The organism is Coraliomargarita parva (genome assembly GCF_027257905.1).
Lineage (GTDB): Bacteria > Verrucomicrobiota > Verrucomicrobiia > Opitutales > Coraliomargaritaceae > Coraliomargarita_A > Coraliomargarita_A parva.
On sequence record NZ_JAPZEI010000001.1, the window covers coordinates 357,271 to 382,778 of the forward strand.

The 25,508-nt window shown below is 54.2% G+C and carries 13 protein-coding genes; 6 read left to right on the forward strand and 7 right to left on the reverse strand.

All coding sequences use genetic code 11. The annotated features are described in order from the left end of the window. Positions 1-95 precede the first annotated feature (95 nt). From O2597_RS01420 to O2597_RS01435, 4 genes are all read right to left on the reverse strand, one after another. Positions 96-2,882, reverse strand: coding sequence for a CBM96 family carbohydrate-binding protein (locus O2597_RS01420; RefSeq protein WP_269522387.1), 2,787 nt, complete (start codon positions 2,880-2,882; stop codon positions 96-98). Positions 2,883-2,946: 64 nt separating this feature from the next. After that, entirely contained in the window at positions 2,947-4,713 is a 1,767-nt protein-coding gene (locus O2597_RS01425) for a GH1 family beta-glucosidase (protein ID WP_269522388.1), read from the reverse strand. Between the two features lie 100 nt (positions 4,714-4,813). Then, positions 4,814-5,542, reverse strand: coding sequence for a hypothetical protein (locus O2597_RS01430; protein WP_269522389.1), 729 nt, complete (start codon positions 5,540-5,542; stop codon positions 4,814-4,816). Then, positions 5,518-9,207: a hypothetical protein gene (locus O2597_RS01435; RefSeq protein WP_269522390.1), complete on the reverse strand. Its 3,690-nt coding sequence runs from the start codon at positions 9,205-9,207 to the stop codon at positions 5,518-5,520. Before O2597_RS01435 ends, O2597_RS01430 begins: the two co-directional genes overlap by 25 nt. A gap of 483 nt (positions 9,208-9,690) precedes the next feature. Here O2597_RS01435 and O2597_RS01440 point away from each other — a divergent pair, with 483 nt between their 5' ends. Continuing rightward, positions 9,691-11,319 carry an alpha-amylase family glycosyl hydrolase gene (locus O2597_RS01440; protein WP_269522391.1) on the forward strand — a complete coding sequence of 543 codons (1,629 nt, stop codon included), beginning with the start codon at positions 9,691-9,693 and terminating at the stop codon, positions 11,317-11,319. Between the two features lie 14 nt (positions 11,320-11,333). On the opposite strand, the gene O2597_RS01445 is transcribed toward O2597_RS01440, so the two are convergent. Together O2597_RS01445 and O2597_RS01450 are read right to left on the reverse strand one after the other, a co-directional pair. Beyond that, on the reverse strand, positions 11,334-12,692 hold the full coding sequence (locus O2597_RS01445) for a sulfatase family protein (protein WP_269522392.1): 1,359 nt from the start codon (positions 12,690-12,692) through the stop codon (positions 11,334-11,336). Between the two features lie 54 nt (positions 12,693-12,746). Further along, positions 12,747-14,171, reverse strand: coding sequence for a sulfatase (locus O2597_RS01450; protein ID WP_269522393.1), 1,425 nt, complete (start codon positions 14,169-14,171; stop codon positions 12,747-12,749). Positions 14,172-14,516: 345 nt separating this feature from the next. On the opposite strand from O2597_RS01450, the gene O2597_RS01455 reads away from it, so the two are divergent. Then, the gene (locus O2597_RS01455) at positions 14,517-15,941 is read left to right on the forward strand and encodes a GH1 family beta-glucosidase (RefSeq protein WP_269522394.1); all 1,425 of its coding nucleotides are present in this window, start codon (positions 14,517-14,519) and stop codon (positions 15,939-15,941) included. Positions 15,942-15,967: 26 nt separating this feature from the next. Further along, complete coding sequence (locus O2597_RS01460) at positions 15,968-18,538, forward strand: family 16 glycosylhydrolase (RefSeq protein ID WP_269522395.1); 2,571 nt, start codon at positions 15,968-15,970, stop codon at positions 18,536-18,538. Between the two features lie 679 nt (positions 18,539-19,217). Here the strand turns inward: O2597_RS01460 and O2597_RS01465 are convergent. Beyond that, positions 19,218-20,072 (reverse strand): PEP-CTERM sorting domain-containing protein, encoded by an 855-nt coding sequence (locus tag O2597_RS01465; RefSeq protein WP_269522396.1) that lies wholly within the window; start codon positions 20,070-20,072, stop codon positions 19,218-19,220. Between the two features lie 1,149 nt (positions 20,073-21,221). Between O2597_RS01465 and O2597_RS01470 the strand changes: the two genes are divergently transcribed. From O2597_RS01470 to O2597_RS01480, 3 genes are all read left to right on the forward strand, one after another. Continuing rightward, positions 21,222-23,375: an AAA family ATPase gene (locus O2597_RS01470; RefSeq protein ID WP_269522397.1), complete on the forward strand. Its 2,154-nt coding sequence runs from the start codon at positions 21,222-21,224 to the stop codon at positions 23,373-23,375. 38 nt (positions 23,376-23,413) lie between these two features. Then, the gene (locus O2597_RS01475) at positions 23,414-24,031 is read left to right on the forward strand and encodes a hypothetical protein (protein WP_269522398.1); all 618 of its coding nucleotides are present in this window, start codon (positions 23,414-23,416) and stop codon (positions 24,029-24,031) included. A 428-nt stretch (positions 24,032-24,459) separates the two neighbouring features. Then, positions 24,460-25,473 (forward strand): helix-turn-helix transcriptional regulator, encoded by a 1,014-nt coding sequence (locus tag O2597_RS01480; protein WP_269522399.1) that lies wholly within the window; start codon positions 24,460-24,462, stop codon positions 25,471-25,473. Positions 25,474-25,508 lie beyond the last annotated feature (35 nt).

Below are 25,508 nucleotides of genomic sequence, written 5' to 3' on the forward strand. Positions count from 1 at the left end.
ACTCAAGCCAGTGGAGTATAGCACGCAAATAGGCCTGCCAGTAGTCTTGCGCCGACCGAATGAGTGTCGTTTACCGACAAGTCTCACCGACTACATCACTCTTTCGTGCCACTCCAGGCCCGCACCCAATCGACTTCGATCGTCTGCCCGTCGACCTGGGGACCTGCCGTATTTCCATCCCATCCCCCCACTTGCAAGGAAAGTATCATGTAGGCTTCAACCGACATCACACGTTCGTCGGCAAATTCTGCGGTTTTCACACCATCCACAAAGAACTCGATGAGCCCCTCCTCCCAATAGACACCATAGGTGTGGAAGTCATCACGTGTGGCAGGATAGTAAATGTGCTCCCCCGGCCCCCAATTTTGATGGTCCACACCATAACCGTCCCAGTGCAATGCATGGGATGTTACGTTCTCCCCCCAGATACCAAGTGATTCGAAAATATCAACTTCCATACCCCCATCATATGTAGTGCTTGTATTCGCCCAGCCTTCCTCCACGATAAGTTCTGGTTCGGAGCTAAAATTCATCGAGGCATACGCTCCCGCGCGCACATAGGTATCTTCCGATGGGAAGTAAGTCACCCCGTCGATGACTAGCCGGGGACGATCATCCGCATTAGCCGCCTCACTGCTGTGGAAGCCAATCTGACGCGTGCGCATGAAAGTATCGGCAAGAACAAAGCTGAGCACTTGATCTCCGGCCATTTCCTGCACCACAAAATCCGTCACATCGGCAACCATGTCCTGACCGACAACAGCACCATTCACGTATCGCGCCAACCAAAGCGGATCGGGAGTCAGGCGATCCTCCCACGTCAGTGTCGATGCATCCCAGGAATCATCTTCCAACTTCATAAACACGAGGTTATTGCTGCCATTGGAAGTGTCTTCGACATAGAGCGGCTTCACCCGCAGTTCAGCACTCTGAACCGAAGATAAATTGATACCGCTCAGGTCAAATTTTAGATAGCTCTCATGATAAAGGTTCTGCTGACCATAAAGTCCGCGATCCGGCATTAGCCAAAAGGCGGGCCAAAGCCCGGTCACTGCCGGATACTTGATACGGGCTTCGAAATACCCGTATTTCTGGCGGAATGTCTTAAAGGTGCTAATCTGGGCAGCCGTATAATCCGACGTCACGCCATCAATGACAATCGGTTCTTCACGCGAGGTGATGTGGAGCAAGCCATCAGCAACGGTCACCGCATGCGGGTGAATCTCCGCCTTCCCAACAAGGCCACCGGTTGCAGTGCCCAACCGCCATTGATTTCCATTCAAAGAATTTCCGTCGAAATTATCCTCAAACTCCAACTGCCATGCCCCTGCCAACGGCGGCTCATAGCCTGCAAGCACTTCGGTTCGGCCACCACCGATGTCCGTCACAGTCAGCCCACGTCCAAGCACATCAACGATATCGCCACCTAGAATTTGCGACTCGGCATCCGCAACGGTAGTTGCCAATTCCAAGGCAGCATTCTCATCTTCCAAAAAGACCTTTCCCGTGCTCCATCCGGCCATTAAACTGGTAGAATCCACTACAACACGGGCGTTCTGAATGTGAGCGCCCCAATCCGTGCCGCTTGAATTGGTGCCACCGATTTTCTTCGACAGTTCGAACGTGCCCCCTCCGCCAAACACAAGATCATAGCCACGCGAATCGATGGTTTCAGCAATCGCAAGCATGCCATACGGCTGGAGCAGGAATTCGGCTCCAGAGTTCAGCGCCAACTTGCTCGCAATCGTATTTAACCCATCGCTCACCCCAGCCACTAGAGTGGTGTAAAGCGTGTTGCCATTGCCATTCAACGTCCACCCCGAAGTTTGGAAATCAATACCTTGAACCGTCGTTCGCTCTGTAAAATTGACGACACTCCCATTGCTGTTGTCATCAAACGTGATGACATCGGAAGATGTAGGCACATAAAGACCACTCCAGTTCGCGGCAGTGCCGAAAAGGGTATCTCCGCCTTCCCCCGTCCAGACGGTGCCGACCGGTTGATAAGGGCGGACTTCAACATATCCATTCATCAGATCGGTGATCACGAGGCCCCCGCCATAGCTGTCTACGATCTCGCCATTCGCGATCAATAGCTCAACTGCATCCATATTGCTTTTAAGCTCAAGGACCGCATCAAAGTCCTCAATAAAGACCTTGCCGTTGGACCAACCAGCAAACGCCTCAGCGCTGTCGACAAGCACACTGGCGTCTTGGATATGCGCCCCCCAATCGCCCCCCGCTGCATTGGAGCCGCCCAGTGCCAACGCCAATTCAACACGTCCACCACCACTAAAAACCAGATCGTAACCGCGTGTGTCGATTCTTTCAGAAACGGTTAGCACACTACCAGCCACGGCAGAAATCACCGACCCATCCGAGATCGCCATTTTGGCATCAATTGTATTTGTTCCGAGAGCGTTGTTGGCCACCGAGTCCACATAGAGTGTGTATCCACCCCCATTGATAGACCACCCATCCGTCTCGAAAGTAAGTGCATCCAATGTAACTCTCCCATCCATCGTGATGGACGAAGCATCAGAGAGATTAAACCTGGCCCCATCCGTATTCAGAGGCATCGCGCCTCCGGTCCAGTTATTTGGATTTGAAAAAATCCCATCTCCCGCAGCACCGGACCAGTCCACCACTGCGGCCCTCAAAGCAGTCACCGCAACACAGTTGGCAATCAGCAAACATCCGACCAAATGCTTTAATAAAAACCGCAAAGACCCGGACAAATTCTTTAAGACGAAGGCGGCATCAATGCCACGAATGGAACAGGACACTTTTGAGTGAATCATAATTTTGGAGTAATTAACTTTAGGGGTGAAAACCCATATTAACACACCTGCTCCACTCAGCGTGAAACCATCTCTGATCAATAAATTGCGAGTTGCTGATCCTCTTAAAAATACACCACAGTCAAGAAGCGCAGCCCTGGCACGATCAAACGGAACGCGGGTTCTGAGCGATTTCGATCGCGGGATGCATTTCCTCCCCAGGATCATCCTGGAAACGCTTTTGATACTGCCCCGGGGTGATTCCCATTTCCTTCTTAAATACCTTGCTAAAGTGGATACGGTCCGAAAAGCCACATAAGTCGGCTACATCTCCGATCAGCACATTCGGATTATGGAGCAAATGACGCGCATGGCCGACACGCACACTCCGTATATGTGCGCTCAAGCTCACACCGGTGTGTTGCTTGAACCGTCGACTGAGAAAATCGGGATGGCAATTCAGATGAGCTGCAATTGTTTTTACGTTAAACACCTCGGATATGCTGCTCTCGATATAACGCATCGCTTCCTTCACCACGAATGGAACGGGTTGGTTTTCGGAATGCACGTGGCGCTGGAGGCTTTGTCCATTCGAGCCGATGATCTCCTTATAGCAATAAGCCGAGTCCTTCAGCGTGCGAACCTGTGTCGTGTAATCGACATGGATCAAGCCATAGCGTTGGCGATACCCCTCCTGCCATTCAAAATTATCAGTTAAAGACCAATGAAAATAGCCTCGAACATCGACCCCTTCGCTCATTGCCCTCTGGAGACATAAAAGATTGCCGACCATAAAATCCACCCGATTGCTATCATGCACGCCCCCGTCGAGACTGACACGATCCAAGGTCGAGCACCCGTTTTCCGTAATCACAAGTGGCAACTTATACATATCATAGATAAATCGCGGCCCCCAATAGAGACAGTTCGGGTTCTGCGTCCAACCATATGTGGAGATCGCCTCACCAGGCTCCAACTCCGAAGCAACCGGCTGTAAATCCTTCCCCATCTGCACCGGAGGGGCCTGAAAGATGTTACACCCATAAAAATCAATCGGCTGCTTCATGACACCAAAGTCGGCCTCAGGAACTTTGGGAACCGCATTGCCATACACCCTCAACCCCTCTTCCGGGTAGCCGCCCAGTATCACAGGATCGGACCACCAGCGAGTATTCCACAATGCCTTCGGATAAACAGCGGAAGTCGCCTCGCGAGCCGCATTCACGTCATCCATTGAATCAGTGGCTGGGCGATAGACGGAACAAGAGGGAGACCATCCCACCATCGGAGGCAGTTTTGCATACTCACGAATGGCCTGCACAGAACGCCCATGAGCCAGCAATGCATGGTGCCCAGCTAACAATGCATCCCGCATACCTAATTTATGACCTGGCGCGTGCCGACCGGAATGATACCCCAAGCCAATAAAACATTGCGGGTCCTTCATCGTGATCCAGTGACTCACCCGATCCGATAAACGATCCACGATCACTTTAGTATAATCGGCAAACCACCCTGGGATCGAACGGTTCAACCAACCACCACGCAAAAACAGCTCATACGGCAAATCCCAATGGAATAACGTCACCCAGGGTTCAATCCCATGCGCAAGCAACTCATCGACCAAGGCTTCGTAAAAGGAGAGTCCGGCCTCATTCAACCGGCCGGTGCCATCAGGCATGACTCTAGGCCATGAAATAGAGAATCCGTATGCGGCAATCCCCATTTGCGCCATCAGCGCCACATCTTCCTTGAACTGGTGATAGTGGTCGCAGGCAACACGGCCATGCTGCCCTCGCCAAATCGTATTTTCCCGCTCAACAAAAATATCCCAGATCGAGAGCCCCTTGCCATCGGCGTCCCATGCCCCCTCGACTTGATAGGAAGAGGATGAGGCACCCCAGGTAAAGTCATCAGGAAATTCGAGTTTCATAGGGCGTCGTCGGAGGGTATATCTAGAAGGATTACATGCTGTGAATGAGCCGGGTCAAGCGGTGAATAAGGGCTTCCCGAACAGGTAAGACAGTGCCCGCTCACCGAACATGTAATCCGGACTCGTTCTCGTAAATACGCTCACGGAACTCACGCACTGCGACACCCAATGGATTCGGATCCTGCTCGGAGGGGGGAATATCCACGAGGAATATCGTGATCCGAGTATTCTCGCTAATGGCACGCGGGGAGCTGCTCACCCGCATCCAGCCGTCATCCTTCTGATTCGACACCGCCACCTTGAGCCAAGCCTTACTCTCCTCAGGGTATTGAACGAGTTCCGATTGGGCGGATGCGAGCACCATATTCTTTCTGGCCAATTGAACGGCCATCTTACGCTTGGAGAAATTAAATATGCGGAAGTAACCATTACGATGCACATCCAACGAGGCATCAAAAACCGCATGCTGGTAGTATGGCGCAGCTTCATTCTGAACCGGTTTCAGAACGATCAAGAATGGCCCGGAACCACCGGGCAAGGTAACATTCGCAAGAGGCACTTTGACAAGCCCTCCGATTTCAGGCGGCGCTGTCTCCTCTCGATAAAACAGTAATTTACGACGTTCAGGTGCATCGTAATACCTCGAGAATCCACCGGGACTCGCATAGATCTTTTCCGCATGTCCATCCACCTCATAGAGCATCTCCACCACATTGCCCAAAGCAATTAGGCGGAATTGAACCGGTGCCGAACTCTCTTCACCGTGGATACGTAACACCAGCAGTAAGCCGATGACGATAAATCTTATACCTCGTCGTTTGATAACCATCGAAATCTTAAAATTTTAAATTTACGTCCAAATTCTCTATTAATCGAGGTTGTGGGCGCTTCCTCGGAAGCATCGCCCGAATCCACATAGTCGGGCAGACGTTGCACCACAGCCTCACACCAAGACTGGGCAACTACATCTGAAGTCACCGGACTGACCACCTCGCCATAGGCTCGGATCGTGAATGTGTCGGAGCGCGCGGACAAACTGGCTCCAATCGTTGAAAGCACGTCCGCCTGCGTCACATACTTGGGCGCAAAAGCCGAGCGATTAGTATATGGCTTCTTCATTTCATCGCCCCCCCACAAACGATTCTTATCATAGAACGGTTGATTCTGTGTCTTATCCGTCAGTGCATCGTCATCCCAGAAGGTAAGGGTTTTATCATTGGCCGGAAAATTAACATCGGTCCGGTCGATCGCAGCCTGCAAGGTGCCACGGTAATTTTCATGCTCGCAGGATTCCCCCGAATTCGCACTACCGTCATCCGTAGCCGGATTGTCCACCAGTCGGCGGTTTATAAAATCACTCAAGGAAATGAAGGGTCCCCGGTTCCGGACCTCCTCAACCACATTATGCGCAAGCTGAGCGATCTGCGCATCAGTCAATGTCCGGTAGCCCTCCCAGGCAAGATTGGGGTCATCGTTGGCAGTCGGGTGCAAGAACCTGGAAAACGTAGCCGACAACTCTCCCGTTGCGGCTTCTGTCTCCGGATCATACGCAAGTTGGTTGACACCTGCGAGAACCGCCCTCCAAGCCTGCTCAGAAGTCGAATTGATATTAAAGCCTCCCAGTAGCATCAACCCTGCGGCAGACTCATCCGGATTCTGGAGATCCGGCGCGCTGCCGTATTTGAGATACCTCGAATTCGGAAGCTCATTGGGAACGACGCCATCCGCAGGAACCGTGGAGAAATAGTAACGATCCCATAAATTACGATTCAGTAAGTATGAAATATCATAGTAACCCTCTTGGCTGAACCTTAAATCCGCGTCCGCATTGCCGTCAAAATCAACGCGTGCAAGTTCATAGCCGCCGGGTGGAGATGCCGATGCGGGAACCGTCTTATCATTCAAACGAAAATCCGCGATACTGTTTCCAATCGGATAAGAGGGGTAATCGGCAATTAAAGAGAGATTCGCATGTTGGAGCTGACCAATCGACTGAAAGACATCGTCCTCATGTGCAAACTCGAACAGTGTGGCCTCGACCGGTGCACCATTTTTCCAATCGTGACCACTACCAGCCGAGGTCCGGTTACTCGCGCTCCCTTCATCACTTTGAAATTTCTGCCAGGGCGTGCTCACTCCGTTCGTTCCTGTCGTGGCGGTAAACAAGACGTTATAGTTCTTATCACGACGCCCCCGTCCGGAACGAACCGCGCGCATATTTCCCTGCGCGACCCAACGTGTGGTATACATATATTGATTGTTATTGAGCTGCGCATTCCACCCCTCTCCCGAAAACAGGGCCTGCATCACCATCGCATAGGCAGCAGGCAAGGCACTGCTCGGCGGATCATAGAACAAAACTTCCGGCGACTGCATGACAGACACTTGCGCAGGCTCCGCATAGACGCGGTCTCCCTTGTCACTTTCGATGAGAACACTCGAACCCGGCATCTCCGTAACGACATTGTTATCCCAACCGATACTGATATGCGATTGATACCACCGGCGATTGGCTGCCGACGGATTCGTCGTCTCCGGATCGTCATTGTTATAGTTCACACGATCCTGAACGGGCTCGCCCAAATAAGTGAATGCCAATCCGCTTTTGCCGTTCGTCAGGCTGCGCCCTTTGTCTTGCCAGTTCCCATTGGCATTCCACCAAGGGAAGTAGTAGCTGTTCGCCAATCGAAATTCCTTATCGCTCTCTCCCGGCTCGAATTGACTGAAAGGCAGGGAAACATAGCTAGAGGGCTCTGGTTCTATATTCTCCAAAACAGGAAGATTACTTTCGGTATAGAGGCTCCCACTGGCTGATGGCGGCAGGCAAAAAATCAAACTTTGGCCGGGCGGAATGTCGGGGCAATTCAGACGGAAGCGTATATATTCCTGATCCGCGTCAGCACCCTGCAACATATAGTTGAATGTAAAGGTATCCTTGGAGCGCCATTCATACGCCACGCCGTCATCCGGACTCGTCGGGTCATTCACCACACCCGGATCATACACATCCAAGCTGATGGTCGTTTCTGATGCAGGCAGGAAACCGACCTCGAAATTTCCAGAACCTGGATATAAACCGGCATCGGGCACCTTCAGGGTGAAATCATACGGATTCCACAAGACAACCATCGGGTAAAAATTCATATTGATGCCCACTCCATCCGCCGGGACTGAATCCGGTGCCGCACGAAAGCCCAAGGAGACATAAGTCAAGACTGGTGCAACCCCCACATCATCAACTTCTCCACTTTTATCAAATGCTGGCAACCGGACATCTACCGAATTCGTAGCCGGATCCACCCGGGTCTGCACGAAACTACGGAGGTGCCGCCATGAGGGAATCCCATATTCACTCTGGTCTCCTGGATGCGCAACCCACAGACGTTTCGAATCCGATGTTGGATCACTCACAGCGGGCGAATAACTCTCGTCCAGCAGTATGGATAAATCCCGCTTCAACCCACCGACAAAGGAGTCCGAAAGGACAGACATCGAATGCATGCTGATATCATGGTAGCGATGATTGAGCACCTCAGGGAAATCACTCGCAGATGAAAGCAACCCGAGCCCTTTCAAGTCGGCAGCACGCTCAAAGGCGGCAAGCGGATCATAGTCGTCCCCGACCTGCACGGCCACCAAGTCCGCCTGCGTCAATCCACTGCCCGAAAGATCCAGGGCTTCTGCCCGATCCATCAGCTCGATGGCAGCGCGCGGCGCATTATTGAACGCACGCTTTACCTCCTCCAGTTGCTGTGGCATCGATAAATCGCCCCGGGCTTTGATACCTTCGTCGCCGACCCACCAAGCATATCGCCCACCCGCAGCAGATGCCACTTCAGCCTCTATCTCGACCGCCGGTGCGACGACAAAATCTTCGACCCTCTCCACTTGGCCGGGGCCGACCAAAATGCGTGCGGCCCGTGCAACACCATCCACATCATTGATCGTGAGCTGCGTCGTTCCCGCGACAGTATCAGCCATCAAATTTGCAACGCTTCCGTCAGGAGAAAAATCAATACCTGTCGCTGCGGCCGGTGCTATAATCTCACCAGCCGTTCCAAATGTAGGTAATTGCACCTGATTTCCACTGACCAACCAACTAACTAATTTAGCCGGTGAGCCCTGAGTATCCACCTTGGTAGTGTCCATCATTTCAGTTGCAATGGAAACCGGATCCAGATCGTAGTCAGGCGTCAGCGCATGGCCATATACCCCCGTCCATTTGGAATGTGTTGCCGACGGATACTGAAGATCCGCCCGGGCGGTCACGCGCTGATCGGGACCGGCGACATGCTGCAGCTCACCCAGTGCGACCGACAGCGCAAGCAGCGCGTTCTGGTCGGCTTCTATCCGCATTTTGCTTTGATCCGAAACCTTCGTTTCAACCGACACCATGGCTCCGATGGAAAGCAACAAGAGCAGGATAAAGCTCATCAGCACCAGGCTGACGACAAGTGCAAAACCAGCTCTTTGGTCTCTAGTGGAAATCATCATAGGGGGCGGGAGGTGTCACGAAATCATAGCAGTATCACGCTCAGTCATCAGATCAATGTAAAGCGAGGCACGTTTCAGAATGCATGGATGCATGGGAATGGAATAAAGGGAACTCTGACCATAATAGCACAATTCGCTTCGCCTCAATAGTCGATTCCCGACTTCTGCTGTGCGATTTGCCGACATCCCTATCCGAACTTAAAAATACCCTCGCCCCAGCATCGAGCTAACTAAAAATTCGCAAAATGAGCGCCACTGAAAGTGTGGTATGCCTTTAATTACTATACATTCCAGAAGAACACCTTCGATTAAACTTGATACCCGAACCAAATTTTTCCCACAGGAAGACACCTAAATCGAAAAGCTTCATCCGGTCATCGATAAACCATATTATAAGCCTTAGCCGACTGAAAGCGATCACTACAAAATCAACAAAAGACAGTCAGAACAGCACCTCAACTCAAAACCCAGCATAGCAAATCGATGAAAAACAATATCCCCGACTGGACGCGCAATGCGGTATTCTACGAAGTTTACCCACAATCCTTCTACGACACCAATGGCGACGGCATTGGCGACCTGGAAGGCGTCATCCAGAAACTCGACTATATCAAAGACCTTGGAGCCACCGCCATATGGCTCAACCCATTCTATCTATCTCCCATGCGGGACGCCGGCTACGACGTGCAAGACTATTGCAAAGTCGATCCACGCTACGGAAGTAATGCAGACGCGAAACGTCTTTTCACCGAAGCACATTCGCGCGGCCTTCGAGTCATCATCGATTTTGTGCCGGGGCACACCAGCATCGACCATGAGTGGTTCAAGGAATCCTCAAAATCGACACCGGCCTCTCCATACAAGAATTGGTATATCTGGACAGATTCCGCATGGAACGATGGGGGCGCACCATGGAATCAAAAAATGATCCACGGCTATTCCAATCGAAATGGGAATTTCCTAGTTAACTTCTTCTGCAATCAGCCCGCACTCAATTTCGGTTTCGCCAAGATCGAAGACGACAAGCCATGGCAATTGCCCACCACACATCCCGACGTGCAGGCGCTTTGGGCAGAGATGCGCCGAATCCTTCGATTCTGGCTCACGATGGGAGCCGACGGCTTTCGCGTAGATATGGCGGACTCTCTAATTCGAAACGACCCCGAACACGCCGAGATACGACGCTTTTGGCGCGAAGTCCGCAAAGACCTGGATCCCGACTTCCCCGAATGTTTCTTCATCGCAGAGGGGCACCCGTCCAACCTACTCGATGGCACGGGTTTCCATTCCGCATACCTGCATTGGGCAACAGGCTATACGCAAATATTCCGCAATGGAGGCACGCGCAACCAGGAAGGCGAACTCATCGAGGCCAACGCCTACTTCGGCCGCTCCGGCACCGGCGACTTCGAGACTTACCTCAAGACATGGCAGGAGCAATACGAACTTACACGCGGAAAGGGAGTTATCACGGTGCCCACCGGAAACCACGACCTCACTCGTATCGCAACCGGTCAAAAGGAAAGCGACCTCGAAACGGTCTTTGCCTTTCAAGCCGCTTGGCCAGGCATCCCCTTCATTTATTACGGAGATGAAATCGGACTCCGTCAGCAATCCTCCGACAATCCCATCCACGAAGGCCACTACCCCGCCCGCAATGGTGCGCGCACACCCATGCACTGGGACAATTCGGAAAATTGCGGTTTTTCCACCTGCGCACCGCACAAGCTCTACTTACCCGTCGACCCTACCCCCGGAAACACCACCGTCCGTGCCCAGAAATCGGATACAAACAGCCTGCTCCAACGAGTTCGCCAGCTCAACGAACTGCACAAGACGACATCTGCTTTTGCCGCCGACGCACCCATTGAGATTCTCAGCTCCGGCAGCCCGGGGCAGCCGCTAATCTTCATTCGAGGTGAAGCGGAAGAACGGGTGCTCTGTTGCTTTCAGCCTGCCGACAAAACAACAAGCTGGCAACTGCCCGATAGCCTGAAGACCTGCCAACTACAGCGACTCGCTTCCAGTCAGGCAGCACCCGCGCTTCATGCAGATCAAATCAGTGCCAAGAAACCATTCTGGGCCTATTGGACGCTACAGTCGCAAGTCTGAGAAGTCCCGGCAACTCATTGAGCAAGGCTGCGCTTTGGCCTAATTTCAGGTGCGGCCTCACCGGCCGCAACCATCCGGCGGATCAATCGTTTCGCAAGTTCAGCACGCAGTTCAACATGCGCGGGACTCTCGACCAGATTGTTTCGCTCGTATGGGTCATTTTTCAAATCATACAAACAGGCCTCATGATACACATCGGACGCGGAATCGTTATACGGATCCAAGTCCAGAGCATGGACATAATATTTCCATTGCAAGCTGCGAATCCCACGCCCGACTTCAGACTCACTGATCTGATAGAAAACTTCATCTGGCCAGTCGTCACAACCACCGACAATCTCCCCTAAATCACGCCCGTCCATATCAGGTATCAGTTTCGCGCCTCCCAGACTCAGAACGGTTCTGGGGACATCGATCAAGCTCACGCAAGGGTCGATTCGTTGCCCTCCCGTAAACCCGGGCCCGGAAATAACGAGTGGAACATGCAAACTCGAATCATGACAAGAGCGCTTGTATTCACCATTTCGCGTCTTAAAATGAGATCCGTGATCTGCCAGGTAGATGATAACCGTATTCTCAAGCTCTCCAAGTTCCTGGAGCTTCGAACGGACACGCCCTAGGCCCTGATCCAAGGCTTCACAACAGCCCAGATAGTCCGGATACTCCTCACGCCAATCCCCTTCAGTATCGACTAAATCACCTGGCACCGCAAAATCCTTCCACCTCTCCTTCGACCCATGTGGCCCTTCATAATGTCCGCTACTGTTCTGGTGATGCGGCTCGATATAAGACGTCACCAGGAAGAATGGCTTCTGCGTCGACCGGTTCTCAAGATATTCCAGAACCCAATCGGTCTGGACATCCGCACGATAGCCTCCGACAGGAAACTCACGCTTGGAACCATCTCCCGCAAACATGTGCCCACTGTATCCGGTTGAGGTAAACTCCAAGACATCCGAAGCGAGCCAGAAATCGTCAAAACCTCCACGACCCCCCGGGGGAACCGGCGAGCTTCGGGAATCGACATCCGGACGCTCGGGGTCGCCACTATCCCGATGCGACGACAGGTGCCACTTACCGATGTAAGCGGTCTCATAGCCGGCCCCCGACATGGCATGCGCCATCGTTTTCATATGAGGCGCGAGTCCGATCGCATTGCGAAAGCATCCGGTGCGTGTCGGATACTGCCCCGTCATCAAGCTGGCACGCGCAGGACCACACACCGGCTGCATCGACATGGCATGATTAAAAACCACGCCTTCTTGAGCCATACGATCCAACTGTGGAGTGACGTCGAGGGCTTGACCATAACAGCCACAGGTATCCGCACGCTGTTGGTCGGTGAAGAAAATGAGAACATTGGGTTGTGACATAACTAGGGGTGAAGTTTGGTGAACTTTTACAGGAACGAAGTCAAAATTTAAGGCTCAGCATCCGGACGCTTGTGCCTGCAATTTTTCGAGCAGGCGTTGCATGACTTCTGAATAAGCCGGATCGTTCGCCACATTCACATTCTCCGCAGGATCGCACTCATGGTCGAACAGCTCATACTGGCCGCGCCCGGAGATGATGTTTTGATCCTCGAACGGATAATAGGTCAGACGGTAGCGATCATCCAGCACGGTCTTCCCATTCCAGGAAATTGAATAGGCGCATGGTTTCCCCGGAGTCTCCGCATCGAATGGCAAGACATCACCGTCCAGATGCTCCGGAAGCTCCAAGCCAAGCAGGTCGCAGCAAGTTGGATAGATATCCAACAACTCGACCAAGCCCGTATGTTGCGTTTCCAGCGTCCGTCCGGGCACACTCAGCAAAAGCGGCACGCGCGTGGACTCTTCAAAATTAGTGACCTTCGACCACAGCTTGTGCTCCCCGAGATGCCAGCCATTATCACCACAGAGGATCACAGCAGTTTCATCTGCCATACCCGCAGCATCCAACACATCCAAGAGCCGACCAACCTGAGCGTCCAGAAAACTGACACAGGCCCAATAGGCATGGATGCATTCACGCTGCTTCGCCTCACTGAGCACGGGAAAATCGTCGTCATCATAACGGCCGACATCAGAGAAAAGCCGTTGCACCTCTTCGTCCCCGTAATGCATCAAATCGCACAGGTCGGACTTGCCCACTCCGTCTTTCGGGAAAAACGGATTGTCCGCCAAATCGACCTCATCCCGGTCATACAAATCCCAATATTTTTTGGGTGCGACCCAAGGCAGATGTGGACGATAAAAGCCGACCGCTAAGAACAATCCGCGCGGATCCCCTCGATGTGCCTCGATACAGTCCATCGCACGCTTCGCGACCTGGGCGTCCACATAGCCGTCATCCGGAGCCTCCGCACACTCCGAAAGCGGCGGCAACATCTCACCGGCGCTGCACCACTGTGAATAGTCCAACTTAAACTTAACTTTCGTCCTGTCTTGGTTCTCCGGAAGCTGATAATCGTGAAACGAATGCTCCATGCCCCCCTTCGGCCCCGACATAAAGCTATCCATATATAACTCATCCCACGCAAAGGCATCATCCAGAGGTTCATGATACACCTTACCCACGGAGACTGTCTTCATACCAGACGCTTTCAGGTGGAGCGGCAGCGTGGGCTCGCCATGCCGACAGACCTGATTCGACCAATTGCAAAATTCCTGCGGACGAATGCCGCTCATGAAACTGACACGCGAAGGCATACACTGCGGAAATTGACAATACGCCCGCTCGTATAAAACAGACCGGGCAGCCAGACGGTCGATGTTGGGCGTAAGCAATTTCTGCCGACCAAAGCAATTCAGCTCGGGCCGCAGGTCATCCACCACGATCATCAATAGATGCTTCACCGCTGATTTATTCATCGACGGGCCCCCACTGCGCATTCTCCGTGCGAATCGAAGAAAAACTGAAATTTATAAAATCCCGGATTGTGGAACGGTTCATAGCCATATTGCAGACACATTCTACTACACAAATCAGACAAGTGATAGTCATGCGCTGCTCCTTTGCGTGTTGTTTGCCGACCAACCGGTAGGCAGAGCTCTTCACATTCATCCCCCGGAACAATCAGCAATTCGCAACAATTGAGTCGGGATGCGACTAACTAGGTTCCGATTCGTGTGCTATCATTTCCCCACAGCCATGCGGATTCAGCCAGCATCCATGCCGGCAGATTCGCAACTAAACCCATCAAATATATAGTAAACATGAATACAGAAGATACCACGGGAAGCTTTCCAAAAAATTTCGTTTGGGGTGCCGCAGCCGCAGCCTACCAAATTGAAGGCGCTTGGAACGCCGACGGCAAGGGCCCATCCGTCTGGGACAAATTTACCGAACAAGCAGACAAGGTCTGGGAAGGCAACCACGGTCGAACCGCTTGTGACCACTACAACCGCTACACGGAAGACGTCGCCCACATGAAAACGATCGGGCTGCACGCATACCGGCTCTCCGTCTCCTGGCCTCGCGTGCTCCCCAAGGGGCGCGGCGCAGTCAATCAAAAGGGCTTGGATTTCTATGACCGTCTGGTCGATAAGTTACTGGAGGCATCGATTGCCCCATGGGTTACTTTATTCCACTGGGACTTCCCGTATGCTTTGGAACTTAAGGGCGGTTGGCTCGCAGAAGATAGCCCGAAGTGGTTTTCGGACTACGCAAAAGTCGTCGTGGACAAACTCTCCGACCGCGTCTCCAACTGGATGACGCTGAATGAGCCGCAGTGCTTTATCGGTCTGGGCCACGGCAATGGCACGCACGCTCCGGGCTTACCACTAGAGCTGGAAAAACAACTGCAGGCGGGTCACAATGCACTGCTCGCTCACGGGATGGCTTCTCAGACCATACGAGCCAATGCCGTGCTCAAACCAAAGATCGGCTGGGCTCCGGTCGGCGTAAGCCATTATCCGGTGACGGACTCGGAGGAGGATCGTCAGGCGGCCATCAACGGAATGAATGCAATTTATCCCGACTCCACATGGAATAACCGTTGGTGGGGCGATCCCGTCGTTTTCGGCGAATATCCGGAAGCTGGTCTTGAGGCATACGGAGACAAAGCCCCCAAAGTCAAAGCTGGCGATTTCGAGATCATTAAGCAACCATTGGACTTCTACGGTTGCAATATCTACTCCGGCATCCCAACACGCATGGCTGCCGACGGCACCCATGAAAAAGCAGAGCCTGTCCCGGGTGAGGCACATACCCACTTCCTTTGGAAGGTGACTCCCGACGCACTTTACTGGGGGAGTAAATTCCTCGCTGAGCGCTATAAACTACCCATCGTCATTACCGAAAACGGACTCTCTTGCCACGACTGGGTCGCACTAGACGGCAAAGTGCACGACCCGCAGCGTATCGACTTCCTCAATCGCTACTTGCTCGGGCTCGAACGTGCCATTCAGGAAGGTGTCGATGTTCGAGGATACTTCCAATGGTCCATCCTCGACAACTTCGAATGGGCCGAAGGCTACAAGCACCGCTTTGGCCTGATCCATGTCGACTACACCAGCCAAAAGCGGACGCTAAAGGATTCCGCCTACTGGTATCGCAAAGTCATCGAAACAAATGGCGCATCGCTGCACGATCCATCACACATAACACCCGAATCAAACTCGACAATCGCTTCTGTATAAAACCGACTCATTCCAGTAAAACCACAATGAAACACCCCGATTTGAATCATAGAAGAATCCCACATCTCGGCAACCGGCTGGCCCAAGCGTTGGCCATTGGCGTCATCACCGCGTCAGCGATGGTCGTACACGCAGCCAGCTTGCCCGCATCCGCCGAGATCTACAACATCTCACAAGGTATTGCTGCCGTAAAAACAGAACAAGATGCCCAAGTGTCACTCGCAACGGCCGGCACCCCCGGTCTCATCGTTCAATTCCCTTCCGACAAAAAATACCCTGCGGTCAACTTCCAAAGCGACGATGGCCTTTGGGACATGTCCGCCTATAACGCGATCGAAGTGGTCGTTGTGAATACCGGCAGTGCTCCGCTCAACCTCGGGCTGCGCATCGACAACCCCGGGAACTGGAAGGAGAAGCCCTGGAGTTCCACGAGCCAAAAAGTCGCCCCGGGGAAGACCGAAACGATCGTCGCTCATTTCGGTTATACGAACGGCAAGCCAAGCTACCCGCTCGACCCAGCGAAGATCACAAACGTCAAACTATTGGCAGCAAAGCCCAAGCCCGGATCGGAATTGCTGATCACTTCGATCAAAGCAATCAAAGCAAATCAACCGATCGCAACGGAAACTACCGGCAATTCGACCAATCGCCTCCAGTTGAAAGGCTCGACCATTTTCGATCCAGCAGCAACCGACATCAAGACACTCAAGACCTCCCATACGGAAGTCGCCATAAAAGACACTGATGACGCCCCATCGCTGCAAATTGATTTCGGCTCAGACAACGCCTACCCTGCGGTTTACTTTTCAGCCCCCGCAAGCGGGTGGGATTTATCCGACTATGCCGGCGTAGAGATTGAAATCACAAACCCCGGGCAGGAACCGGTCGGCGTAGGCATGCGTGTGGATAATCAAGGCCCATGGAAAGACAAGCCCTGGAGCAGCAAATACACCCGCCTCAAACCCGGCGAAACTAAGATGCTGCAAGTAGTCTTCGGCATGAATAACAACAACCCGGGCTACCCGCTCGACGCCTCCAGAATCACGAAGGTCCAACTGTTTACGATGAAACCCAAAGCCCCCGTGACGATCTTGGTGAAAGAACTGAAAGCATTTGGCACTCCACAAGACATACCGACTGCGGCGAAGACAACCACAGCCCCCTCCTCTACCTCGGGACAAGCAAGCACCAACCGGCCACGCATCCAAGGCGACTTGATTCATCTGAATAACACAACGGACCTGAGTGCACTGGAAACATTTCATTCAGAAGCCGTATTAGAAGAGTTCAACGAGGAGGAGTATCTGCTTCGAATTAATTTTAAAACGGATGTCGTTTTTCCGGCCCTCCATTTCCCGATTCCAACGGGAGGCTGGAACCTCTCGGACTATGCAGGCGTCGAAGCAGAAATCACCAATCCGGGGCAGGAACCCGTCGGAGTTGGCATGCGCGTGGACAATGAAGGCCCGGCAAAAGACCAACCTTGGAACAGCAAATACACACGCCTCAAACCCGGCGAGACAAAGACGCTTCAGGTGGTCTTCGGCATGAATGGCAACAACCCGGGCTACCCCCTCGACCCGACCCGCATCAGTAAAATCCAGCTGTTTACAATGAAGCCCAAAGCACCGGTTACAATACAGGTGAAAAACCTGAAAGCATTCGGATCCGCCAAAGCGATCACCGGTCGCACCTCGGGCAACGCATACAGCACGATAAAGGACCTTTCGACTCCAGTCACTCCTGAGGAATGGGTAGGACAGCGTCCTCCGGTCAACGGCGATTGGGTCATGACCTTCGAAGACAACTTTGACGGCGATTCCTTGGATGAAACTAAATGGATCAAGTGCGATGACCACTTCAGCAAATTTTTCATCTATCAGGAGGAGAACAGCTACGTAGAAGATGGCGTGCTCAAACTGCGCGCTGAAAAAAAATCGGTCGATGGCCGCCAATACACCTCGGGACAAGTCGAGTCCTTTGGAAATTGGGCACAGCAATACGGCTACTTCGAGGCACGCGTCAAACTACCGACCACCCGTGGATTCTGGCCGGCCTTCTGGCTGATGCCCGACCGCTTTGTCGATGGCCCGTCCGATCAAAAATCCATTTGGATACGCCAAAGCACTCAATGGGGAGGGATGGAATTTGATATCATGGAACACCTTTGCGAATGGGGTTCCGGACGTAACAACGTCGCCGTGCACTGGGACGGTTATCGGGACGACCACAAAAGCTGGGGCACGAACCAAGTCTTCTTCGGCCCCACTCCGGATGGCTGGCATTACTTCGGTATGCTCTGGGAACCCGGCAAACTCACCTGGTTTATTGACGGCGTCAAAAAAGCCGAATGGGTCAATGAGCGCGTCGGCTCCGTGCCGGCATATATGAAATTGAGCCTGCAACTAGGCGGCTGGGCAACCCAAGACATCGACATGGATAACATCCAACAAACCTACGACATCGACTCCGTCCGCGTCTGGCAAAAACAGGAATACATCGATACGCCCCCCGAGCAGACGCCCTTGCCGACTGACAGACAAGCACACATCGACCAAGCATCTAAAGAGATCGAAAGAAATTCAAATTCCGAGTGATCGGAAGCAGGAGCAACACTCCATCATAAATCGAGGCCTGCCACTCCCAAGGCTCTGGTGTAGACCCTTTTCGCCCAGACTCAGACCGCTACACAAGCGAGGCCCAGTCGTGGTGACTGAGCCTCTAAAATGGTCGGCCTATCTGGAATTAAACCTGCGCCCCCTTCGTCCCGAACGAAGAGCACCGTCCGGAACTCAGCTCAAGCTAAAGCTCCGAACTGATCGCTTCCAGTTCTTGAACAAAACTTGACGGCAAGACCTCGAATACCCCGGAAAGAACAAAGAGCCTACAATTGCTAAAGCGATAAAGGCAGACACAAAAATCGAAGTATCGGCTACATCAAAAGACGATGCAGTCGTAGAATCACGATCAGATGTGCAAGCAAGCTTGGATCAACAGCCTGAAGCTCCAGAACAGAAGACCACTACAGACGTAGACGATCCGTAAAGATAGTAGTCAGCATCTGGATTGGTATCTTTCGAGCATGACGGAAGATCAGGCTCGAACCTATTATCTCGCCGCAAGACTGGCTCTTGCCACGGGCTACCTCTTCGATTTATTTATGGCGTCCCAAACTCTGTCATCGACGTGACCACCGATGCGACGCAATCGCTCGAATGTCGCATACGGCGTAAGCCGGATGAGGGTCGGTGCCGCCAGAATTATCTCGAAATGGTATTATTTGCGGCGGCGAAGCACGGCGGATGTCGTCATCGCGAACAATCCGATCAAGACGCCAAAGGTAGAGGGTTCGGGAACCAGACTTAAGGTGGCCCCATCACCCGACACGGAAAAGTTTGCGTCAAAAACCGCCCCATCAATCGCAGCGGAGTCGAAGGTCCAGCCGCCGCCAATCAGTTCATCCCGCCATGCGGTACCAGAGAAAGAGCCAACATTCCAAGAGCCGGTCCAATCCGAAGTAATATCAGTCGCACCAAGCATGCTAAGCACAGCCGTACCGTCTTCACTCAACAATACAGCCGAACCACCGATCGAATTAGAGTCCCCATCCAATTGGTAGTTCCCCGCAGTGATTTGACCGCCCGTCATATTGAAGGAGTTCGTCCCCGACTGGGAGCCAACCAGATCACCCGCCGTGTGTGTCCCACCATGAATCGTAATGGTGCCCCCTCCGCCTTGCGCTTGAAAATCATCCCCCGCCGAGGAAGCACTACCGGAATTAAAGATAATGGTTCCGTTGGTACCAGAGAATACGTCGTCGGTCGCATTAACCGTCGCATCATTTACGGTGGCTGTGCCTCCCGTAGCCCCGAAATCAGTTCCAAGCGTCAAGACGGCGCCACCACCAATGGTAACCGACGAGCCGGATATCCATGTGTTTGACTGGGTCGCACTGCCTGTCCCGGTTCCGCCATTGATAGTTCCTGCGCCGCCAGAGTTCGGGAGTCCATTATCCCAATTCGCCCCATCAAAAATACTGGTACCGTCACTGTTAAACGTCGTCTGTGAAAATGCGGCACTCGCAAGAAGAATGAAAGCACCCGTCGGAAGGAGTAGTTTTTTATGAATCATGGGGTAGTTTTGTTTTGAGTTGGGGAGAGTTATGCCTGTTTGATTGCACATCAAAGGCAGGGCCTGCATCGCAGACAAACACGGGAGACCGTCACTTCATAAACGCCGCCAAGCTTCGCGACATCAGCTAGGGTAGAGGTTTTCATCGTAACAGACCGGTACGATAAGCTTAAACAGCATCGCACCTAAGGGTATGGATATTTACTAAATAGAATATCCAGTAAAAGTCCAGCAATCAATCCGCCTCCATCAATCTGCAGGCAACGCATCGATTGATCCCGCCCCGGCGACCATGAACCGATTTCTTGATACGGGCGGATCAGTTCCACAGGGAGACACCGGGGAACGGAATGAGGGGTTTTGCCCTGCCTGGTGAGAGGCTCTGGTTTGCTGAGACCGCGGACGCAATCAACGAGCAAAAAACGCGCGAAAAAAGAAGCCGTCGTTTTGACTTTTGAGCGTTTCCGGATGATAATAAATCCTGAGCCCGCAACCAGATCAACACAACCAATAAGGTAGGGTTGATTTGCGTAGCATCGGATGAGCATTGAGCTCTCCGATTGCATCGGGCTCCCTTCTTTTTACGAGCGGGTGGTGCTTCGGGAGTGTACGTTGAGTATGCGCGCTACGCGGGACGAGAGGAAGTGTTGGCCGTTCGGTCACCAAGGCCCCGTACAATCAGGCCCCCCCAAAAAAAAGCAACTGTGTCTCATGCAAGTGCTTCATCGTCGATTTTCGGGACAGAGCCCCATTCCGTTTGGACTTAAGTTGGATAAAAACCCCTCCACCGCTTCGCGGTCCCCCTCCCCTTGAAAAGAGGAGGAGCTTTTATTTTTCAGCCTCCTCCTGGAGTGAATTGTGAGCCCCCCGTACTCAACGCGCTGCCATCAGGAGCAAACCGCACACTCGAACTCCTCCTCGGCTTGCAGGGGAGGCCTGTCACGGCGTATCGGAGAGAAGCCGGATGGCCCGGCTCGCCCGGGACGGAGGGGTCCACAATCAAGCCTACGCCCGAATTCCCTTACGCCAGTCTGGATTTCCTTCAAGCCATTTCGGGCAAACTTGAAGTGCAATCCGGCGCTTTTGAGATACATCCCCAAAAATGGCACCGCGACCTATTCTGTCGCACGGCAGCTTATGATGGTGTCGATGAAAGAAGAAGACTTCTCCCAACTTCACCGGGTCTGGCTGCTGCGCATGCTGACCGTCAACCGGGCCCTCTATCGCTTCATCGAGAACGACCGGCTTGCGGATGAGGATATCGCCCGGGCCATCGGTCTGGAGCATTGGTTGGCGGAGCCCTGGAACCTGATTCCGAAGCGGCAGTGCTTCAGTCTGCCGGGAGGCGTCAAATCCATCCAGTACTCCTACGAATTGGAACAGATCATGCGCCCCCAAACGGATCCGGCAAAATTCCACCGCATTGAGGTCATGAAAGAAGTGCTGGCCACGATTACCGCCGAAGCCGGCAGACCGGTCCGGGGCCCGGAACAGTACATCCGGAACTGCGAGCTGGTCGCCCGCTTGTATGGGCTCAGTCCGGTCGAGCGCGACCTGCTGGCCTTCCTCGCACATACGGCCGACTCGGGCCTGGTCAACGACATGTTCCACGTTGCCAAAGCCAGGGACCGCCCGGAGTATCTCCGCCTTGTGGCTGTGGCCATCCAGGCGGAACAGACCGATGTGGAACGAGCCACTGCCCCCAAAAGCCGTCTCATCCAGACCGGCCTGCTCAAGTGGTCCACCGGCCGATCCTGTGTCGAACTGGAAGTCTTCAATTCAGAGTTTGCCCGAAAGCTGCTCTACCAGTCCTGCGAGGCCGACACCATCATCCGGGATGTTGTCACACCCGCGCCCCCCGGTTCACTCCGCTACCGGGACTATCCCCATCTGAAGGAAGTGCTGGGACAGATGCGTCCGCACCTGCGCCGGGCGCTCCGGGAAAAACGCAGCGGCGTCAATTGCTACCTCTATGGCAAACCCGGCACCGGCAAATCGGAACTCGTCCGCATCCTGGCGAGGGAGATGCGCGCGGCGCTGTTTGAAGTCGCCACGGAGGATGAGAGCGGCCAGCCCGCCCGCTACGGCAGTCGCATGGATGCGCTGGTCAAAGCCAACGCACTTCTGGCCAAGCGTCGGGCCCTGCTCGTCTTCGATGAGGCGGAGGATGTGTTCCGCTCGACCTTCCTGAACCAAAGCCTGGCCAGCCAGCACAAAGGCTGGATGAACCGCCGCCTCGAAACCAATCCGGTCCCCACGATTTGGGTCTCGAATTCGATCAAAGGCCTCGAACCGGCATTTGCCCGGCGCTTCGATTTTGTCGTGGAAATCGCCCCGCCGCCCCGGGACCACCGGATCCGGATGTATCAACGCCTCGCAGGCGGCAAAGCCTCCCCCCAGACCCTGCAGACGCTCGCACGATGCGACGACCTGACGCCTGCCGTGGTCGCACGGGCCGCCCGGGTCGCGACAGGCCTCGCCGGGTCATCGCCGGAGGCCCGCTTCGATCCGGTCTTCCGCGCCCTTGTTGAACGGACACTCAAGGCCCAGCAACACGACACCCGCATGTTCCGCAACCCGTCTCCCGAGCTGCCGCAGACCTACAAGCTGGACTACCTCAACTGCGACTCATCCCTCGACCATCTGGCGGAGGGCCTCCGCAGCACCCCGTCCTGCCGGCTCTGCCTCTACGGCCCGCCGGGCACGGGCAAGACCTCCCTGGGACACTGGCTCTCCCGTGAACTGGGCCAGCCCCTGCTGCTCAAAAAGGCGTCCGACCTGCTCAGCCCCTACCTCGGCGAAACCGAACAAAAAATGGCCCGGGCCTTCGAGGAAGCCGGGAAGGACACCGCCATCCTCATGATCGACGAGGTGGACAGCTTTCTTCAGGACCGTGGCCAGGCGCAACGCAGCTGGGAGGTGCAACAGGTGAACGAACTGCTCACCCAGATGGAGCGCTTCGACGGCATCTTCATCGCTTCCACCAACCTGATGGACGCACTCGATCCGGCGGCCCTGCGTCGCTTCGACCTGAAACTGCGCTTCGGCTATCTCAACGGCGATCAGCTGCAGGGGCTCCTGTCCGGCTCCTGCCGCGAGTTGAAACTCCCGCCTCCGAGGCAGGCCGACCTCGCAGCCATCGCAGCCCTGAGCAACGCCACCCCGGGCGACTTCGCGAATTGCCGCCGGCAGGCACGCTTCCGGAATTTCCGCTCGGCTGCCGAGCTGGTCGAGGCGGTCGCCCAAGAGTGCCGGATCAAAGCGGATCGCGGGGCTCGGAAATTGGGGTTCTCCGACCAATAAGACAGCCTTTGTCCTACCGGAGTGTTAAACTGGTTCCCATGACATCCGCTCACAGCATCTCCTTCGCCTCCTTTGTCGCCCTGGCCGAAGCCACCCCGGACGGTGTGGTTTTGCTCGAGGGGCGGCGGAACATCCCCAGTGAAGACGCCGCCAAGGCACAAACCCTGGCTCGCAGCCTCACCGTGAGGTTTCCCCGTCTTCGCTTCCGCTCGGGCAACGCCACCGGCGCGGACGAGGCCTTTTCCGCCGGCGTCGCTTCCGTCGATCCCGGCCGGCTTCAGGTCATCGCACCCTATGCCTCGCACCGGAAAAAGTATCGGATTGCCGAGGCGCGCTACGACTCCCCCGAGACACTCAGCGCAGTGGACGAGGAAGCCGCCGCCTACAAGACAAGCGCGGCCAGCCCGAAAATCAAAGGCTTGGTGGCCAAGCGGAAGAACAAGGGCCCGCTCGCTGCGAAAGCCGCCTACCTGATTCGCGACACCATGAAAGCCACCGGACATTCCGAAAGCTTCCCGAAGCCGATCTGCGCTTTGTTTTATGTCGACAAGACGGATCCGATGGCGGGCGGCACTGGACACACCATCCGCGTCTGCCAGCAGGAAGGCGTTCCGGTCGCTTTCCAGGATGCATGGGCGACATGGTTCGTAGAATAAGGATCATCGTCGATTTCCGGGAAAGTGTGGCATTGGATATGAGTCCTCGTATGCTCCGCCCCCTCCGTCTTCTCTCCAATACGCCGTGACAAGCCTCCCCTAGGAAAGAGGAGGTGTTTTATCTGTACAACGACCTCAACTCACACGCAGAGCCCCAATAAACTCCTCCTCCATGGCCCGGCGTAGTCTTAGACGAAGACGGGTGCAGGCAGGGGAGGTGGATCCGCGGAGCGGAGACGGAGGGGTCCACTATCAAGCCTTCACATAGAATCACTCGAGCTCACGGATAAGCGATACGCGAGTCTGACCCGATCGAATCCGTCCACTTCAACAAGCACTTACCCGGTAAGTGACGATGATCCTAGAATAAGCCCTCAGCATGCGACGTATTTTGTCGCAGCAGGTGTTAGTATGGTTTGAATCAATTTATGCCGAAGTCATCCAACCATCTGGCCCTCGAGCGCCAATGGGAGCTGCTGAAGCTCCTACCGAGTCGCAGCCCGGGAATCACCTGCGGCGAACTGGTAAACCGCTTGGCCGAATCCGGCTATAAGGTCGCCAAACGCACGGTGGAGCGCGATCTGGTGCAACTGGAAAAGCAGTTCGGCATCCGCTGCAACGAGGACTCGAAACCCTATCAATGGCACTGGCTCCCCGGACAGAAAGAGACCTTCGCGGGCGTCGATCTGGCCGATGCCGTCTCCCTGACACTCGCGGAAGGCGTGCTCAAACAAATGCTGCCCCCGTCCATGGTGAAAGTGCTGGCCCCGAAGTTTGAGCAAGCGAAGGAAAAGCTGAAGTCCGTCTCGGGCCACCCCATGGCGAAGCTGCAGGAAAAGGTCCGTTACGTCCCCACCACCCTGCACTTCGAGAGCCCATTTGTCCGAGCCAACATCCTGGAGCAAATCCAGTCGGCACTCGTCTCCGAGCGTCAGATCCAAGCCAGCTACGCCCCTTTTGAGCGAAAGCCCATAAACCTGCGTCTGCACCCCCTCTCCCTCATCCAGCGGGGCAACGTCTCCTATCTCGCCGCTACAACCTTCGACTACACCGACGTCCGGCTCTACGCCGTCCACCGCTTCGAATCAGTGGAAGAACTCGAAGATAAAATCGACATTCCCTCAGGCTACTCGGTCGACAACTACCTCGCCTCCGGCGCGATGGAGTTCGGTGCCGGCCAGGAAATCATCCTGAAAGCCAAGATAAGTAACCAGCTCGCCACCTACCTTGCCGAAACCCCGCTCCACCCCGATCAGAAAATCCAGCACAAGGATGGCGGCTATCAACTCACCGCCAAGGTCCATGACAGCTGGCAACTAAGCTTCTGGATACTCTCTCAAGGCGCCGAGATCACCATTCTTTCCCCGAAGTCTCTGAAAGAAGCAATTCACCAGCAGCTCTCGCAAGCCGCGAAAAACTACAGGCAATTACCAAAATCATGAGCTTCGATTATTACGTATTCATGAACGCGAGCTCA

Excerpts from the sequence above, each read along its gene's own strand:
- O2597_RS01425 (WP_269522388.1), bottom strand. The coding sequence starts at position 4,713 with ATGAAACTCGAATTTCCTGATGACTTTACCTGGGGTGCCTCATCCTCT.
- O2597_RS01430 (WP_269522389.1), bottom strand. The coding sequence starts at position 5,542 with ATGGTTATCAAACGACGAGGTATAAGATTTATCGTCATCGGCTTACTG.
- O2597_RS01435 (WP_269522390.1), bottom strand. The coding sequence starts at position 9,207 with ATGATGATTTCCACTAGAGACCAAAGAGCTGGTTTTGCACTTGTCGTC.
- O2597_RS01440 (WP_269522391.1), top strand. The coding sequence starts at position 9,691 with ATGAAAAACAATATCCCCGACTGGACGCGCAATGCGGTATTCTACGAA.
- O2597_RS01445 (WP_269522392.1), bottom strand. The coding sequence starts at position 12,692 with ATGTCACAACCCAATGTTCTCATTTTCTTCACCGACCAACAGCGTGCG.
- O2597_RS01450 (WP_269522393.1), bottom strand. The coding sequence starts at position 14,171 with ATGAATAAATCAGCGGTGAAGCATCTATTGATGATCGTGGTGGATGAC.
- O2597_RS01455 (WP_269522394.1), top strand. The coding sequence starts at position 14,517 with ATGAATACAGAAGATACCACGGGAAGCTTTCCAAAAAATTTCGTTTGG.
- O2597_RS01460 (WP_269522395.1), top strand. The coding sequence starts at position 15,968 with ATGAAACACCCCGATTTGAATCATAGAAGAATCCCACATCTCGGCAAC.
- O2597_RS01465 (WP_269522396.1), bottom strand. The coding sequence starts at position 20,072 with ATGATTCATAAAAAACTACTCCTTCCGACGGGTGCTTTCATTCTTCTT.
- O2597_RS01470 (WP_269522397.1), top strand. The coding sequence starts at position 21,222 with ATGAAAGAAGAAGACTTCTCCCAACTTCACCGGGTCTGGCTGCTGCGC.
- O2597_RS01475 (WP_269522398.1), top strand. The coding sequence starts at position 23,414 with ATGACATCCGCTCACAGCATCTCCTTCGCCTCCTTTGTCGCCCTGGCC.
- O2597_RS01480 (WP_269522399.1), top strand. The coding sequence starts at position 24,460 with ATGCCGAAGTCATCCAACCATCTGGCCCTCGAGCGCCAATGGGAGCTG.